12 protein-coding genes are annotated in these 16,514 nt (G+C 43.2%); 5 read left to right on the forward strand and 7 right to left on the reverse strand.

Translation table 11 applies throughout. The features are described from left to right. Nucleotides 1-502: 502 nt before the first annotated feature. Together AC3CHU_RS09255 and AC3CHU_RS09260 are read right to left on the reverse strand one after the other, a co-directional pair. The gene (locus AC3CHU_RS09255; RefSeq protein WP_146456719.1) at nucleotides 503-2,167 is read right to left on the reverse strand and encodes a GTPase family protein; all 1,665 of its coding nucleotides are present in this window, start codon (nucleotides 2,165-2,167) and stop codon (nucleotides 503-505) included. Further along, the gene (locus tag AC3CHU_RS09260; RefSeq protein ID WP_146456717.1) at nucleotides 2,154-3,266 is read right to left on the reverse strand and encodes a YcjF family protein; all 1,113 of its coding nucleotides are present in this window, start codon (nucleotides 3,264-3,266) and stop codon (nucleotides 2,154-2,156) included. The genes AC3CHU_RS09255 and AC3CHU_RS09260 overlap by 14 nt, the downstream gene beginning before the upstream one ends. 234 nt (nucleotides 3,267-3,500) lie before the next feature. Between AC3CHU_RS09260 and AC3CHU_RS09265 the strand changes: the two genes are divergently transcribed. Further along, the gene (locus AC3CHU_RS09265) at nucleotides 3,501-4,025 is read left to right on the forward strand and encodes a peptide-methionine (S)-S-oxide reductase (protein WP_102554452.1); all 525 of its coding nucleotides are present in this window, start codon (nucleotides 3,501-3,503) and stop codon (nucleotides 4,023-4,025) included. 166 nt (nucleotides 4,026-4,191) lie between these two features. On the opposite strand, the gene AC3CHU_RS09270 is transcribed toward AC3CHU_RS09265, so the two are convergent. Both AC3CHU_RS09270 and AC3CHU_RS09275 read right to left on the reverse strand, forming a co-directional pair. Beyond that, complete coding sequence (locus AC3CHU_RS09270) at nucleotides 4,192-5,808, reverse strand: polysaccharide lyase 6 family protein (protein WP_428786107.1); 1,617 nt, start codon at nucleotides 5,806-5,808, stop codon at nucleotides 4,192-4,194. A gap of 85 nt (nucleotides 5,809-5,893) precedes the next feature. Next, the gene (locus AC3CHU_RS09275; protein ID WP_065204759.1) at nucleotides 5,894-7,666 is read right to left on the reverse strand and encodes a sodium:solute symporter family transporter; all 1,773 of its coding nucleotides are present in this window, start codon (nucleotides 7,664-7,666) and stop codon (nucleotides 5,894-5,896) included. Nucleotides 7,667-8,188: 522 nt separating this feature from the next. On the opposite strand from AC3CHU_RS09275, the gene AC3CHU_RS09280 reads away from it, so the two are divergent. Together AC3CHU_RS09280 and AC3CHU_RS09285 are read left to right on the forward strand one after the other, a co-directional pair. Further along, nucleotides 8,189-8,797, forward strand: a complete 609-nt coding sequence (locus AC3CHU_RS09280; RefSeq protein ID WP_017081006.1) for a toxin-antitoxin system YwqK family antitoxin — start codon at nucleotides 8,189-8,191, stop codon at nucleotides 8,795-8,797. A gap of 1,133 nt (nucleotides 8,798-9,930) precedes the next feature. Continuing rightward, nucleotides 9,931-10,680, forward strand: a complete 750-nt coding sequence (locus AC3CHU_RS09285) for an oligogalacturonate-specific porin KdgM family protein (protein WP_065204761.1) — start codon at nucleotides 9,931-9,933, stop codon at nucleotides 10,678-10,680. Between the two features lie 139 nt (nucleotides 10,681-10,819). Here the strand turns inward: AC3CHU_RS09285 and AC3CHU_RS09290 are convergent, their stop codons facing one another. The 3 genes from AC3CHU_RS09290 to AC3CHU_RS09300 form a co-directional block, all read right to left on the reverse strand. Next, entirely contained in the window at nucleotides 10,820-11,536 is a 717-nt protein-coding gene (locus AC3CHU_RS09290) for a 3'-5' exonuclease (protein WP_054547418.1), read from the reverse strand. Continuing rightward, a complete protein-coding gene (locus tag AC3CHU_RS09295; protein ID WP_065204762.1) occupies nucleotides 11,536-13,398 on the reverse strand; it encodes a DUF294 nucleotidyltransferase-like domain-containing protein in 1,863 nt (620 codons plus the stop codon). The genes AC3CHU_RS09290 and AC3CHU_RS09295 overlap by 1 nt, the downstream gene beginning before the upstream one ends. A gap of 227 nt (nucleotides 13,399-13,625) precedes the next feature. Continuing rightward, nucleotides 13,626-14,345: a FadR/GntR family transcriptional regulator gene (locus AC3CHU_RS09300; protein ID WP_054547416.1), complete on the reverse strand. Its 720-nt coding sequence runs from the start codon at nucleotides 14,343-14,345 to the stop codon at nucleotides 13,626-13,628. Between the two features lie 341 nt (nucleotides 14,346-14,686). Between AC3CHU_RS09300 and AC3CHU_RS09305 the strand changes: the two genes are divergently transcribed. Then, nucleotides 14,687-15,463 carry an SDR family NAD(P)-dependent oxidoreductase gene (locus AC3CHU_RS09305; RefSeq protein ID WP_017092960.1) on the forward strand — a complete coding sequence of 259 codons (777 nt, stop codon included), beginning with the start codon at nucleotides 14,687-14,689 and terminating at the stop codon, nucleotides 15,461-15,463. A gap of 183 nt (nucleotides 15,464-15,646) precedes the next feature. Then, a complete protein-coding gene (locus AC3CHU_RS09310) occupies nucleotides 15,647-16,369 on the forward strand; it encodes a FadR/GntR family transcriptional regulator (protein ID WP_488524408.1) in 723 nt (240 codons plus the stop codon). The last annotated feature ends 145 nt before the right edge of the window (nucleotides 16,370-16,514 follow it).

A 16,514-nucleotide genomic window follows, 5' to 3' on the forward strand; every position in this document is an offset into this window, starting at 1 on the left:
ATTGGCAAAGCTCAAGAGCTCTGCTGGCGCGTGACGCCTAGAGGGTACTACTCTGAAGAAAGGCGGAACGAGAGTTGGTGATCTAAGGTATACCAAGCTAACAAGGTTAGCCATGTGGTTGATTGCCATTTCAGATACATGTTCACAATATATCCCTACGTTGAAATCAAGGTGATCCGAAATTTAAATATAGTGTAATTGTTTTATAAATACAGCGAAAGAAAGTATAAATGTGATCAATATTTAGAATGGCAATTAAATACCATAGCGTGTCATATAAATTGTGAATCCCATCAGTTTATATACTATTAAACTAGTTCGTTGAGTTACTTAATAATATCGAATCTCTTTTAAACTCAATACTTATCTAATAAGGGGCGAAGATGGCTGTTTTCTAAAAAGCTCTCATCTAATAAAGCCAAGTACTAAAACTCGCCGATCTAGAATAGCTAAGTTCTGATGAGCCTCAAGCCCCACCAGAACCGTATTCGCAGTGAATGACTTACTTTTTCTTCACAACTTGCTTGATGGCCATTTCAGCCAGTTTTGGTGTCGCTGCCTTCAGTGCACTTGGTGCTACCTTCTTACCGGCCTTCACTACTTTGTTCAGTTGGCCTTTAACCGACGTCCCTCTTTTCATGGCTTCTAAACGTTGGCGGTTTCTTTGCACATTATTAGCATCAGCTATGCCTTCGATTAGCATCTGCTTGAGTGCTTCTAAACCAAAAATCGTCTTTTCTGGCGCAATAGCGAGCGGCAACACGATATCAGACTGCAGCAATATATGATTGTATTCGAGTGCTTGAGCAATGATCTTCGCTTTGGCCGATGTTGGGTTCTCTAAGTCATACGGAGGCTGCCACTCATCAACAGGCTTTAATCGATCGACCTGATTCACAACCGAAACAACGATTGGCTTCTTGCGTGAGATGTTTTTAGGATCGTCATAAAAAGCATCAAACTTGCCCTTCAATTGCTTATCCAGTTCACGAGCCGATTGATTGGCTTTAAGAACCCAAAGCACAACATCGGCTTGGGTCATCTCTTTAAGCATCAGAGCTTCGGTTTTGGCATTGCCATCCAGCCCTTGAAGATCAACCACTCGAACATCATTGTCATCGACAAACGCGTTGTATACGGTTGAAGTGTCGGTTGATGGCAATACATCCACCTCGGCAACGAGCTCTTGCTTGAGCGCATTAATCAGTGACGATTTACCTGAGCTTGTTTGCCCCACCAGCACAATTCTTACTGGCTCTAATTCTGGTGCAAAGCGTTGTTCATCTATTTCAGAAACATCAGATGCTCTTAATGCTTCATCTTCAATGCTGAATCGACCGCTATAGAGATCAATCGCTACCGCGGCCACCTCATCGAGTAAGGCTTGTTTCGCGGCGTATTGCATGTCATCCACCACGCCTTTGGTCATAGATGATGTCGCTTGCTCTCGACCTAAATCAGAAACAACTTTTAGCGGGTTCAAATACAGATTCTTAAGGTGATTGCCCCAGATAGCGGCTTTAACGATCTTCTGCCCTAGCTCACCGTACTTGTCATAGGCTTCGTAGCCCGCTTTGATATAGGAAACCTTAAGATACTCAATTCCCGGTATATGTTCCCGTACCACTAACTTGTATCGTCGGCTCACTTCTTCAAACAGCTTCAGCCCTTCAGGGATTGAAAAATCGAGTGATTTCTTATCAAACTTTTTGGCGACGAACTCAAGTACCTCTAAACCGGTTTGGTCGAGATTACCCCACTCGATGTCGACCATTAACTGTTGTCGTACATGGTGTTTCGAGGCGTTCCAGATTGATAGCTCTGCTTGAGACCATTCATCAGACGCTTTAACCAGCGCATCATTGATGTCTGAATTCTTGGGCGATGCTGCGGCTTCAGGTTGAACGTCACTTTCATCATGTGAAGAAGAGTCTCTATAAGTTGGTTTACGCGAAAAGCGACTAGAAATGAATAAAGGAATGGTGAACACCAAGGTACTCACCGCAATGGCAATCGACATTTCCAATAGGTAGCCATATTTGATCGCCAAGAAAAGACCAAAGGCCATCATGATGATGCTCGGGAAGATGGCCGAAATCAGAGCAATGCCCCAACGTCCACTAGACAGAACGGCCAATAATCGAAATAGGTTTCTAATTTTCTTCATAGCCCGACGCCGCCTTACCTTTTTTCAGGGATTCTTTGTAAATCTTTTGCATCTCTTTTTCAGAGACTTCTTCGCCTTTGTTCTTATGATAGAAGTAAAAACAAGCCGCACGACCTAAACCATAGCTGGTACCGAAACTCATGGCTGCGGCTGCAACCGCTCCGACCGTTTGACCATAAACCGGAATCAATTTTATCAGCTGTCGAGTGCCCAGCTTCATTCCGTATTGCAAAGCAAAGCTGCTTCCCAAAGTGCCTATCAACTCACTGAAGACTCTCTTGTTCCATTCAACCCCATATTGGTTCGCCAAACTGTGAAGCATTTTCGCTTGAATCGCAGGTACAGACACTAAACCAACACCCGGAATCAGGTCGCTCGCCGCTGCGCTTCCCGCGTACCAAAGCACTTCGTTTTCGACTTGGTCAAAGTTGGCTTCTTCTTGAGTGGAATGCTCTTTGTCTACCACCATCATTCCAATAACAGGAAGGATGTTGGTCAGCTTTTCTAACAAAACGTCATAGTTGTAAACTGAGCCACTGTTATTGCTCAAGTCATCCGTTTCGAAATCCACCGCAACCGATTCCAATCCCTTACCCCAAACCGTTTCTACTTGGTTGATGTTGAATTGAATTTGTCTTGCGCGGTCTGTTTCATTGGAAGACAAAACTGCAGTATGAACAAGCAACAAGTGTTTAATTTTCTTTTGTTTCTTAATCTGTTTCAGAGCTGTAAGTACGGCAGACTGTTCAGGCTCATCAGCTTTCATCACCACGACTAACGCATTACCCGCTTGGCCGATCTCTTCTAGATCCTCTTTAGGATCATAATCCGCCTCACCCAACCCTCTGGTATCGAGGAATCGCATTACCGGCTTAATTTGAGGAAACTCATACGACATTGCCGTCATAGTGCATGGAGCAAAGCCATTCCCCACTTCAATAGAGGAATCACCCGTGACCGCTTGAATAAACGACGACTTGCCCGCCCCCGTTTTGCCCAACAGCCACAGCGTCGGCAGATGCTTACGTTGGTATTCCTGAGCCTGTGTGAGGTCTGGATTCTTACTCGGATTGATGAAATCTTTTATTTGATCAAACATGGTTGGTTAACGCTCACTTAATCTTGAAATTCGGGGTGGTGACAACGCAATACTAGCTTATATAATCACAAATCCTATTAGACTTATGTTTGTTCAGTCGCACAGGTTTACAATACCTAAACACTTGTTTTTATGTGCACACTTATTTTGTATACACGCTTTTTTATATGTGCATATCACTATATTGATTCACGCATCGAACGAACAACAAACACAGAGAAGTAAAAGGTAAGTATGGAACAAATCTATTTGGCGGGCGGTTGCTTGTGGGGTGTACAAGAATTTATCAAATACGTTCCAGGTGTCATCAGCACAGAAGCAGGCCGTGCGAATGGAAACTCCGCACAGACACAAATCGATGCCGTAAAAAGTAATACAACAGAAAACGGTACATCAAATAATAGTGACTATGATGGCTACGCGGAGTGTGTCCAGATAGAGTTTGACCCAAGCATCACTTCAGTAACCATTCTGATGGGACATCTGTTTGAGATCATCGACCCATACAGCGTCAATAAACAGGGCGTCGATGTGGGTGAGAAGTATCGCACTGGTGTTTACAGCACTAACGCCCTGCACCTAACGGAAGCCGAGTGCTACATTACATCTCGTGATGATGCAGACCGAATCGCTCTCGAGATCCTGCCATTGACCAAATACATCGCCAGTGACGATATCCACCAGCATCACCTTAGCCAGTTCCCTGAAGACCATCACTTGTGCAATATTCCTTGGGATCTGCTGCATAAGTATAAATAACAGTAGTCACGACGTAAGATTGAGATGGTCACGATGTAAGATCGATAAAGCCTCAACAGGCATTACCCGTTGAGGCTTTTTAAGTTTTAATGACCCAGACAGCTATCGTAAATTTGTTTGATAGCTCAAACCATTAAGCGTTTAACGTTTAGCATTAGCCAATAAGTTACTTAGTTGTATTCACAAGCACGTAATCTGGACCCGCTGTTTCAGCCGTCACAACCGCAAGTTTAGACACGTCTGCACCTTCGCCTTGGTAAGCGTTAATGCCATTCTCAACCGTCATTTTTGGCAGCTCAACCGAGTAGCTCGAAATCTGCTCAGATGCTGTCACTTGGCCAACATATGTTTCATTGTCATACGTTGCACCCACTAACGGGTAATCTTCCGTTGCGCGAACACTGACAAACTCTGGAGACTCTGAATTGTCGACAACGTTATTATTAAACGCGATATCAACACCGGCATAAATCTTTTCAACTTCGGCATTATTGAACAGGCTCACACGGTGAGTTTGATTGCCATAGATAATGCCCCACTGTGTATCAACCAACGAGTTGTTCTCGATGGTGATGTTTTTAGGCGTCCACTGTTTGTTAAGCTCTTTACCTTTAACCGACTGATCTAGCTCTTCGCCGTTTGCCACATCAATGATACCTGTATTAATCACAATACCACCACGTAGGTCAGCATTGCCTTCAATCACACCGTCACGCCCACGTGTATTCGCAATGTAGTTATTACGGATAACATGGTCTTCATCATAGATTCGAATGCCACCAGTTAAGTTCTTTTTATTACCTAGAATAATGTTATTTTCAACACTACTTCCTTTACCATGACGCAAAGAAATCAAAGCAGAACTTTCAAAAATTGTATTACCAGAAATTGTGTTGCCACCCGACTTAACTGAGACAAGCTCGCGCTCGCCATCCATGTCGATCATCAAGTTATTAACGAATTTTGAATTGGAATCCCACTGAGAGGATTTTGAATCACCAATACGAAGTGCTTCCCAGCTATTGCCGTTGTAACGAATCGCCTCTTTGATGTCGAATTCATTAAATTGATTCGGTTTCTGATCCATGAAGATGTTATTAGCAATCAAGTGATTGTCTGCAGAATCATCTTTCTGTACACCAATCAACGTACCGCGCTTTTGTTTGCCTTCAAAGCGGTTGTTGATCACTTTGCCGTCTTTACCCCACAGAGAAACCCACAGGTATCTCGGGTATTCAGAACGACGCTCATCGGGTTGATATTCATAAGCGTGGTTAAAGTAGTAAAAGGTTGAATTCTGTAAAGTGTTGTTGTCGCCCATCATTCGAACGCCGCCAAATCTTTCGTTTGGACCACCTTCGGTAAAGACTAAGCCATCTAGCGTGATGTCATCACCTTTAAGTTCAAACTGAACTAGGCCAGTTAACCATACAGAACCGGCTTGCTCTGCTTTAACGGTAATGTCATTCGCGGTAATAGTTATTTGACCTAAGTTCGCGTATTTACCGTTAGGAATAACAACTTCGTCGCCATCTTTTAGGTTTTCAAATTGTGCTTTAAGCGCGGCTACTTGCTCTTCTGATGCAACATTTATTGTATTGCCATCCACCTCAGTTAAGCGGTCACTACTCAATAAGTAACTGCGGTCGATTTCGCTAATAGCAGGCGTAGCTTGTTCAGCGACACTGACTACCGGTGCTGTTTTTTCTTGTGTTGTACAGCCAGTTGCAAAAGCGAGCGTGAACGCGCTAATAATGCTTACCGATAATAGTTTTTTGTTCATCGTACATCTCACGTGAAAGTTTGGATTATAAAAATGACGACCACCCATTTAGGTGGCCGTGATGTTATTTAGGATGCGTATTAAATTAGCCTTCGGCTGGAGTCACTTCGTCTTGTTGCTCGACTTTGTCATCGACTGCTTTAACAAGTAACAGACCAACAGAGAACACAATCAAGCCACACAGAACGAATACCATGCGTCCCCACATTGGGTTTGGCAGTACAAACATAGTCATTACGCCCACACCCGCTACCGCGATAAGTGAACCCAACATACGACGTTGCTTGTTATCCAGTTTCTTCTGTTCATTACTTTCAGCAACTAATGGTGTCGCTAGGTTGTTGAAGAACTTGTCTACGTCTTTCTCACGGTGCGCCGGTAATGGCTTGTAGAACAGCGTTGAAAGAACAAAGAAGCCAGCAGTAAATATGATGTGACCGATAAGACCGATAGCCACTTTCAGGTCAGACCATTCACGGCCTGTCAGTTCATTCAAACCGAACCAGTTTTGGATCATGTCAGCAGTGATAACGAAACCAACGAAGTAAGAAACCACACCACCGACAACTAGCGTGCCCCAGCCTGCCCAATCCGGTGTTTTACGGATGAAGAAGCCACAAAATGCTGGAATCGTCATTGGGAAGCCGATCAACGCGCCCACGTACATCATGGTGTCGAAAAGGCTCAGACCTTTAAGCGAGTTGATGAACAGTGCAACCAAGATGATCGCGATGCCGAAGAAAGTAGACGTGAGTTTAGAAACGACCATTAGCTCTTTCTCTGTCGCTTTAGGGCGAAGAATCGGCTCGTAGAAGTTCTTAACAAAAATACCTGAGTTACGGTTTAGACCTGAATCCATTGAAGACATGGTTGCAGCGAACATCGCGGCAATCAGAAGGCCAACCATACCTGCAGGCATGTACTCTTGAACGAAGTAAAGGTATGCGAAATCAGCAGCTTTGCTGCCAGCTTCAGGGTAAGCGGCTGCTAAATCAACACCTTGACCTGCCATGAACCAAGAAGGCATGAACCAAATGATTGGACCAAGCGTCATCAGGATACAGGCAAGTAAAGCTGCTTTACGTGCGTTGTTTGAGTCTTTCGCTGCAAGATAACGGTAAGAGTTCAGCATGTTGTTCGTGATGCTGAACTGCTTCAAGAAGATGAACACTGCCCAGATGCTGAAGATGCTTAGGTAATTAAGGTTATCACCCGTGATAAATGAATCAGTTGGGAAGTCGTTAATGATTTGTGTAACGCCGCCACCGTGGTAGACCGCTACTACAGCACACGTTACGGTCACTGCCATAATGATAACCATCTGCATAAAGTCAGATGCGATTACTGCCCATGATCCGCCTGTTACTGACATCACCAATACAACCAAACCCGTTAGGATAATCGTTGTCGTCATGTCAAAGCCGAAGATACCCGATGCGATGATAGCAAGGCCGTTCAGCCAGATACCCGCAGAGATAACACTGTTTGGCATGCCCGACCAAGTAAACACTTGCTCATTAACCTTACCAAAACGCATACGAATCGCTTCAATAACCGTCACAACGCGCAGTTGGCGGAACTTCGGAGCGAAGTATAGGTAGTTCATCAAGTAACCAAATGCGTTAGCGATGAAGATAATCGCTACTGCAAAGCCATCAGTAAAGGCTTTACCTGCTGCACCAGTAAATGTCCACGCACTGAACTGGGTCATAAATGCGGTTGCACCTACCATCCACCACAGCATATTACCTCCCCCACGGAAGTAATCACTCGTCGTACTTGTAAACGTTCTGAACATCCACCCTATTGCAATTAAGAATAGGAAGTAGATGCCAACTATCAGGGTATTGAGTTCCATCTTGAGACCTTTTATTTATGTTTTTTTGTTAGGTTCACTATAGATAGATGACAAGCACATTTGTACTACAATAATCCAAATGCGTGACAGTGATCTTACAGTCCGAGACTCAATTAATCATACAAGTGATCGAGTTCAAAGTTGCACCGCCTGCGATCATACTTCCTCAAGTGAGTGCAGCCATCCGCACTAAATTTCGACAAAAACCCCAAAAAACATGAACCATCTCTCTAATAACCGAATAATTATCGAATAATTATCGACAAAAACCATCATTCGTCACGATCAAAGATCGAAGGAAAGCAACAGAAATATCGCTAAATATAATTTATAAAAATGAATAACATCGATACATTTGTATTACAAATACAAATGAAGACTTGCTCTAAAAAGTTCCCTATATGCGTCCGTCATTAATGCAAACTTGAAAACCATTATTAGATACTGACAGTGGTTCTCGGAAGTGAAATGCTTTTAACACACCAGTTACACTTTCCCCTCGTCCATTAAAAAGGTGTCATTATGAAGAAATACGTTCCAATCTTAATTGCTCTTAGTACGGTATCTTCTATGAGCTATGCAGCCACCAGCGATGATGCTGTTGACTACTTACAAATGCGCAAAGGTGTGGCTTATCAAGTAAACCACTCAAAACCCTTTACTGGTCAATTTGAAGAGAAGTTCGATAACGGCCAAGTCGCGACCCAAGCTCAATTTGCCGATGGCCTAGAACTTGGGTTAGAAACCAACTGGTACCCAAATGGCCAAGTTGCCTCTAAAGTGAATTACGTTAAAGGTGAACTGCAAGGTAAGGCCGAGACCTGGTATCCAAACGGACAGAAAAAAGCGGAGCTCAACTATAAAGACAATGAACTGTCGGGTGTTGCCTCTCGCTGGTATCCGAATGGCGAACAAAGCCTAACAGCCGAATTCAGTGACGGGCAAAAAGATGGATTGGTAACGGACTACTACCCTAATGGCAATAAGGCCAGCCAAGCGAAATTTGATGAAGGCGAAGTAGCAAACGGGAAACTCACTCGCTGGAATGCTAACGGAGACAAGGTTGAAGAACTGACCTTTAAAGACCACAAAGTCACGTCTAAGCAGGTTTGGATGCCGACGGAAAGTTAACCTTTTATAGACTAAACCTACTCCAAGACGCATTCATGTCATCACGCATGAGTGCTTCTTGTCGGTTAGTTCAATAGAGTTTAATAGAGTGAAATAAGCACACAAAATCATCGATATTAATACAACGATATCAACTCCAATGATTCTGGAAATTTAAAAGAACATCCCGCCTCAGTCCTACCACCTACTACCCCATGAATTCAAAGCAAAAAAAACGCCCATGTTGCCTGTATCAACATGAGCGCAAAGACAGATCTTCACTGTCATCTCCTACCTCTCTAAAGGAAAGCAGAAGTTATAATTAGAATAGTTGGGAGCAATAATCAAAATGCTCTTACGAGCATTTCAACGATTTCTTCTTTTGTCATCAGTTTAGAGCTACTGTTCCCAATCGCACCAAAGTCAGACCTATATAGCAGGCTATGTCACTGACTTGCCTACTACACTTCAATCCTTCTCTGTTTGAGGCTTTCAATCACCTCAAGCAAATGCCGAATGCTTTTAAGCTACTTTAAGTTTCAAAATGCCGTAGGTTTTAAATCACTACAGCTTTTAAACCACGTTTAGCTTTGCACCTTTCATACCCTTTATAACCTTTATAACCTTTCAACCGCTTAGAGCCTTTAAACCATGTTCGCTTTTAAAGCGTTTTAACTTGTAATCCACTCTTGGAAATTCAGAGATGAACCATCAGTTCACCTATCCACGCTCTACATGCGCATACATTCAACATGTCAAACATATGTATCGCCGCTGAAAGCTAGTAAATAATAATGTATTACAAATAAAAATGACATCTAAAGATTCAATTTTTTGCTGTAGCGCACATTAATTGATGAACAAAACCCTTAAAAACCATTATCAACAGACAAATAAAACACTAAAAATCATAAACTTACCTAGACAAACTAACTTTGTAACCCTTTGTAAATAGTGGTTTTGTCTCCACAACACGATCCAATTCACAGATCATGCACCTTCAAATCGTTAGCATATTTGTATTATTTAAATGCAAAACAAACTTGAAATGGCTGAGAAATCGTTTCAACAAAAAAATACATTGAAGACAAGAACTACTCTATTTGGCTTGTAATTATGGCCAATACTCAACCTATAAATATGGAATTAATACCATGAATAAAACTAAAATCGTGATTGCTGTGGCATCTGTACTCGCTGCTGGCTCTGTATCTGCGGCGTCTTTCGATATGAGACACGAATACAAGAGTCATACAGATCAACACGCTACTCGTGTAAAGCTGGGCGATAGCATTGGCAACTTCCTTGTAGATATCGAAGCGAAATTCAAGGGAGAAGACGGTAAATTCATGGAAGATTTGAAGAATAACGGTTGGGAGCTTGGTCTAAATTACCGTCATGTACTAAACGATAACTGGACAATGACTTACGGTATGCCAATTGAAGGTCGCGAATCTGGTGTTACGTACAAACCTCAAGTTCGTGCTACATATAAATTGGATAGCATTGACGGTTTAAGCCTAAGTGCACGTTACCGTTACGATATGAGACAAAACACGAGCAGCTCAGAGTACCAGTTCGATAGTAATGGCGACGTTATCGTTGATAGTGACGGTGTACCAATCACGGTTGATAAAAACGTTTCTAATCAGCGTCGCCACCGTCTAACGGCAAACGTTAACTACTCAATGGAAAACTGGCGCTTTGGTTTAGAAGGTAACTACTACAAAGCGGATGGATATGACATCTACGACAACGACGACACCAACTACGAGTTGAACGCAAGTATTCGCCACATGATGGGCCAATGGGCACCATATGTAGAGTTTGGTGATGTGAGTACTTCATCGACTAAAGCGACTCGTGAACTACGTAGCCGTGTTGGTCTAACTTACAGCTTCTAATCGATAGCTATATAAATAATCTAAGATAATTACTGTCCTAATTTTCTTAGACCTAAACAAAAGCCAGCTTAATCGCTGGCTTTTTTTCCTTTCAAATCGATTCGTTCAAATAAGAGCCGAGTACTTAACGCTCCTAACTCTAGTGACTGATCCGATAGAGAAATGCAACGGTCACGTCATCGTTAGGCACAACTCTCTTTTGTTGAGCTAAAAACAATTCTGCAGTTGATACTGCATCAGCAAGCGCATTATGATTGTTGTATTCAGGAAGCCCGTATCTTTGGCGAGTGCCTGCTAGAGTCAAATCCACTTCTTGATGGTTGCTGATCGCTTTCTCCATACTCTTTTCGATACACAATGTGTCTAGCCAAAGCAGAGGAATCGCTCGTAAACCATAGCAACGAAGAAGATATTGGCTAATGAACCTCTCTTCTACCATGCACGCGTGCGCGACAATAATCTTGCCTTTCGCTGCTTCGAAGAACGTCAGCATCGCATCATGAATAGAAGCGCCCTCTTCCAACATTTGCGGCGTAATATGGTTGATCACGGCGGTTTCGGCGTTGATCTGCGAATCGTTATCCAGGTAAATATGCTTGGCGGACGCTAAGTCTATTCGCCCCTTGACCACATCGACCCAACCCATGGACAGAATCAGATCTTGTTCGCTGTCTAGACCCGTGGTCTCAAGATCCAACACGATATAGTCACTGTCTTTGGCCAAGTCCGCCATCTCTGGACACGGCTGTTCAACAAGATCGTGTAGTGCTTCAGGCAGTTTAACCGTGTTTAGGTATTGTTTTCGCTTGCGCTTGACTCGCTCAAGCGGATGAAAATAATTTAACAATGCTCTCATTAGCGCGCTCCGAAACGAATCTTCGCCGCCTCTTGGAGATCAGCAATGATCCTAAAGGCATCTTTCAAGTGCTTACGTTCAAAGCTACCAAAACTGTCTGGGTTGATGTTGTTGTCAGGCACATCCCCGTTCTTCAGCGCTTCAAGTTGATGACCAAATCGGAAAGAGAGAATGAACTGGTAAGCACCCAGAATGTTCTTAAATGCGTCATCGCTCAGCATGCCTTTTTCATTGGCAGCAGCGAAACGTTCATCAGTGGCCGACAAGTCGCACTCTACAGCAAGGCCATAAATACGTGCTAAATCAATAATCAAGTTGATGGCGTATTTCTTCACGTTCAAGGTTTTCTTGTTCTCACCCGATTTCTCTAACACCAAGCTGTTGAAGATACCCAAAGGTGGATTGGTATTGACCGCATCTTTCACGAGCGTACTTAGGAACTCACGGTTGCCGCGAATATTGGTATGCAGCTCATCACGAAGAATGCCTTCGAACTCACTGTTGCCATAAATAGTACGGATCTCTAGGAACACACTGATGTTGAGTAGGCGTTCGTACTCAGGGTTTGCGACCCATTTTTTATAGTAGTGCTTCCAAACATTGAGTGGCTGACACCATTTTGGCGTCGCTGCCATGAATTTACCTGGGCATAACGGGTAATCGCAGCTTGCCAACCCGTTGGTCACCATCATCGCTAAGTGTTTGAAGTAAATACGGTCACTGTCTGTCGCATCATCAGCCAGTACAATCGCACTGTCTTGATCCGACAGCATGTGAACTTCGTTACGCGCGTGTGAGCCAGCTACGATCCAAGAGAAATCACACGGTGGTGGGCCTAACTTATCAATCGCGATCTGAATCAATCGGCGGGTGTAGGCATCCATGATCATGGTCATTACCTTACCGACGGTTTCCGGTGCTACCTTGCCTTCCACCAGCGCTTCAAAAATAGCTTGTCGCTCTGGGGTAAACGAAGACATGGTTTTCACACTGCCCGCGTATTTGATTTTCTCGATTAAGAAGATCGCTTGGACACGGTGGTTTTGAACTAAGTGAGACGTGGTGAGGAGACCAACGACCTTATTCTCTTTCACGACGGGCAAGTTACGGATATTGAATTGCATCATGATAGATGCAGCATGCAGCACTAAATCATCCGGCTTCACTGTGAGTGGAGAGTGTGTCATTACCTCTGAGATCAGGCTATCAGTGCTGACACCGTGGGCGATCACTCGCTTAGTCATGTCTCGGTCGGTGATCAAACCAACAATGGTGTCACCTTCATAGATCACCGCACACGGTGAGCGTTGATGAAGCATTTCAACCGCAACCGACTGGATGGTTTGCTCAGACTTAACAATGGCCACCTGCCCGCTTGCTACTTCCTCGACTTTACGAATGAATAGGCCTTTCTCTTTATTTGACCACACCACATCCAATGCTGACTTTAAGCGAACCTGCGCCTGTGAAGCGAAGTGTTCTGCGCAACTTGGAAAGGCTTTGAAAAGCGTTTGAAGTGCCGAGTGTGGAATCACATAAAGTAAGGTGTTCTCAATTGCGATGGCTCTGTAGCCTTTCTCATCGTTAACTTCAGAATCTAAGAATGTAAAACCGAACAAGTCTTCGCTACCTAGACGTGCACGAAGCACACCGTCCGATTTTCGTTGCTCCATAGAGCCAGTTCGAATGATATAGAGCGACTTTTCCTTGCCCGATTCACACAGATCAACCACATCCCCTTTGCCGAGGTAAGTTATCTGAACATTAGAGGCAAGTTCACGCAGCGCTTCTTTAGGGATCTTATCGAAAGGGTCTATCTGACCGATAAACTGAAGAATATTTGGTAATAAAGACTGAGGCATAATCACACTCGCAATAATTTGATTAGTATTATTATATAACTAACAAGACTGGTTGCTAGTGGTTTTAACAAAACAGCAAAGAATAGGTCAAATATTGGACATCAGTCAGGTTTCCATCAAATTTAGATACAAAAAAAGCACGTATTAAACGTGCTTTCCTGGTGTGCCTTTTAGTTCCAATGAATTAGTTCCAACAAAGATTCAAAGTAAAAATCTTTTTAAAACCATTAACTAGCGATTGGTAACCTGTGGTTCGTTTCTAGCAAGTGACTCGCTGACGCTTGACGCGCTTTATCACTGTTCCCCGCCATGATTGCTTCATAAATTTGGCGGTGTTCTTCAATGCAGGTACTTCCTTCTTCAGAAGAGTGAGAAATAAAGTTAACAAACATAGTCGTCAAAATATTACCGAACGGTAAGTAAAAGTCGTTCCCTGTCGCGTTGAAGATTAGGCTATGGAACTTCATATCAATATCTAGCCAACGCTCTTTATCAAGAATCTCTTCGCTAGATATCTCCACCATTTTTTGGAAAATTTCTGATAGTTCAATTCGTTGTTCCGCAGTTGCAAATTTTGCGGCCAACGCACAAGCTTCAGGTTCGATGGCACGGCGCAAGCCTAAAAACTGATGGCAGAATTGGTCGGTGTCAGCTAAACCGTCCATCCATTCGATCAATTGTGGATCTAAGAAGTTCCAGAACGCGCGGTCAACAACACGAGTACCAATCTTAGGGCGAGATTCTAATAGGCCTTTTGAAGTAAGAAGCTTAACCGCTTCTCTTAATGCTGTTCTACTGATGCCAAATTGCTCACACAGAGCCATTTCACCAGGGATAATAGAACCTTGAGGCAAATTGCCCGACAAAATACCACGGGCGATTTCACGTGCAACTTGCACATGAAGGCTTCGCTTAGAGCCTGAAATAGAATTGAAATGACCAGCCATGTGTCTACTTACTTATTAGATATGTATTATTTAATTCGTACTATAACACCGATTAATATCTCTACCAACTCAGCATCAGAATAACGTGAGGTCACGACCAATATAGGCTTGAGCATTATTTTGATAATCTTGTAAGTGTTAAGATCATCAAACAAAACAAACCCATTTATTCATACAAATAGTTCTTATTTACACATTTTTGTATGCGCGAACTCACAAAACCACTCTTACTCTCACTATTTATGTCGGTAATGATCAGTTTTTAGATGAACACTCTTGAATATAGCAAGTGTTATTGTATGATTTATTAACGCAAATAATCTACAATATAGGCGACTCTGATGTTTAACGATTTAAAAGGCAAACGCATTTTAATTACTGGCTCTACTGCTGGTATGGGCTTAGCTACTGCACGCATTTTTGCAAAGTACGGCGCAAAGATTGGCATCAATAGTCGTGCTTTCAGCCCAAAAGTCGATGACGTTCTTACCGAACTCACCGCATTGGGTGGCGATGTTGCGTTTTTTCCTGCAAACCTAATGGACACATTAGAGTGCGAAAGGTTAGTCAAAGAGTTCACTGACCATTTTGGCGGCATGGATGTGTTGATTAACAACGCAGGTGGCCTTGGTGGGCGTGCAAGTCTAGAAAATATCGATGACGAGTTTTATGAGCGAGTGATGAATCTAAATGTTCGATCCGCGCTGATGACAACTAAGTTCTCTATACCACACTTGCGTGCATCTGCTGCTCTATCGGGGCAAACATCGTGTGTGATTAGCACGGGCTCTATTGCCGCTCGCGAAGGCGGTGGTGTGGGTGCTGGTATCTATGCCGCATCTAAAGCGTGGTTACACGACATTCACCGCAATTGGGTGAAAGAGTTCGCGCAAGACAATATCCGTTTCAACATTGTTTCACCGGGCACTATCGACACCGCATTTCACGATGGCAAGAGCGACGATCTGAAAGCGACCATTGCTAACAATATTCCAATGGGACGCTTTGGCAATATTGATGAAGTTGCCCCTTCATTTGCTTTCTTTGCATCGCACGCTTGCAGCGGGTACATCACAGGGCAAATCCTAGATGTTAACGGCGGACAAATAACGCCCTAGCTAGCTGACTTATATAAACTCATTAAGTTATATAAAGTCGTTAAGATCGTCACACTAAATAAGGTCATCAGACCCAAGTAGATGAGGAAAAACCTCACACTATATTAGACGTATACACTGACACTAAGCGCCAGATTCGTCTGGCTTTTTTTGTTTTCAAAGTTTCAATTTCAGGTGGTTTAAATGTCAATATTTACATTGGTGGAAGATTCAAGCCGCCGAATTCATGTTCAAGTCGCGAGACAAATTGCTCGCAAAATCTTGTCTGGCGAGTTGAAAGAAAATCAGAAGTTACCTAGCGAAATGGAGCTGTGTGAGATCTTTGGAGTCAGCAGAACTGCACTTCGAGAATCCACTAAGCTGCTTTCAGCAAAAGGGTTGATTGAATCAAAGCCTAAAGTGGGCACTCGTATCAAACCAAGAACGCAATGGCACTTTTTAGATCCGCAATTACTGTCTTGGATCCAAGACTTAGAAGACACTAAACCCTTCTTATCTCAATTCTTAGGCTTAAGAAAAGCGATTGACCCAGAAGCGTGTGCGCTTGCGGCATCCAACGCTACGGTAGAGCAACGCAAAGAGCTTTCGATTCTTTTCCAAAAGATGACCATCGCGGCAAACGGCTTTGATTATCAAGAGTGGACAACCAACGATCATCTGTTTCACCAAACGATTTTCTTATCGACGGGTAACCAGTTTTACATTCCGTTCGCGAACATTCTGTCGACGATTTTCAAACAATTTATCGACCACTCTGCCGAAGGCGGTCGTTTCTGTTTAGAAGAGCACAAAGCGATATACGACGCGATTATGTCAGGCAATGCGAATCAGGCTCGAGTAGCCTCTCAAGCTTTACTTGATGATGAAAATCAAAAGCTGTCTAGAGTTGAATTAGCCATCGCATAACCAAGATTGACCAGACTGACTCGTGTATCCCAATACACGAGTCAGTCATGTTTTCGCACCCATTTTTAACCATCCATTACCGTAGTGTTTCATCTTTAAATGTTGAACTCGGGTCCTCTCAGAGAAAACTTACGGTTACACACAT

Source organism: Vibrio sp. QJM3NY_39 (assembly GCF_057785895.1).

Coding starts and splice junctions, on each gene's coding strand:
- AC3CHU_RS09305 (WP_017092960.1), top strand. CDS start 14,687: ATGTTTAACGATTTAAAAGGCAAACGCATTTTAATTACTGGCTCTACT.
- AC3CHU_RS09260 (WP_146456717.1), bottom strand. CDS start 3,266: ATGTTTGATCAAATAAAAGATTTCATCAATCCGAGTAAGAATCCAGAC.
- AC3CHU_RS09310 (WP_488524408.1), top strand. CDS start 15,647: ATGTCAATATTTACATTGGTGGAAGATTCAAGCCGCCGAATTCATGTT.
- AC3CHU_RS09280 (WP_017081006.1), top strand. CDS start 8,189: ATGAAGAAATACGTTCCAATCTTAATTGCTCTTAGTACGGTATCTTCT.
- AC3CHU_RS09285 (WP_065204761.1), top strand. CDS start 9,931: ATGAATAAAACTAAAATCGTGATTGCTGTGGCATCTGTACTCGCTGCT.
- AC3CHU_RS09295 (WP_065204762.1), bottom strand. CDS start 13,398: ATGCCTCAGTCTTTATTACCAAATATTCTTCAGTTTATCGGTCAGATA.
- AC3CHU_RS09275 (WP_065204759.1), bottom strand. CDS start 7,666: ATGGAACTCAATACCCTGATAGTTGGCATCTACTTCCTATTCTTAATT.
- AC3CHU_RS09300 (WP_054547416.1), bottom strand. CDS start 14,345: ATGGCTGGTCATTTCAATTCTATTTCAGGCTCTAAGCGAAGCCTTCAT.
- AC3CHU_RS09270 (WP_428786107.1), bottom strand. CDS start 5,808: ATGAACAAAAAACTATTATCGGTAAGCATTATTAGCGCGTTCACGCTC.
- AC3CHU_RS09265 (WP_102554452.1), top strand. CDS start 3,501: ATGGAACAAATCTATTTGGCGGGCGGTTGCTTGTGGGGTGTACAAGAA.
- AC3CHU_RS09255 (WP_146456719.1), bottom strand. CDS start 2,167: ATGAAGAAAATTAGAAACCTATTTCGATTATTGGCCGTTCTGTCTAGT.
- AC3CHU_RS09290 (WP_054547418.1), bottom strand. CDS start 11,536: ATGAGAGCATTGTTAAATTATTTTCATCCGCTTGAGCGAGTCAAGCGC.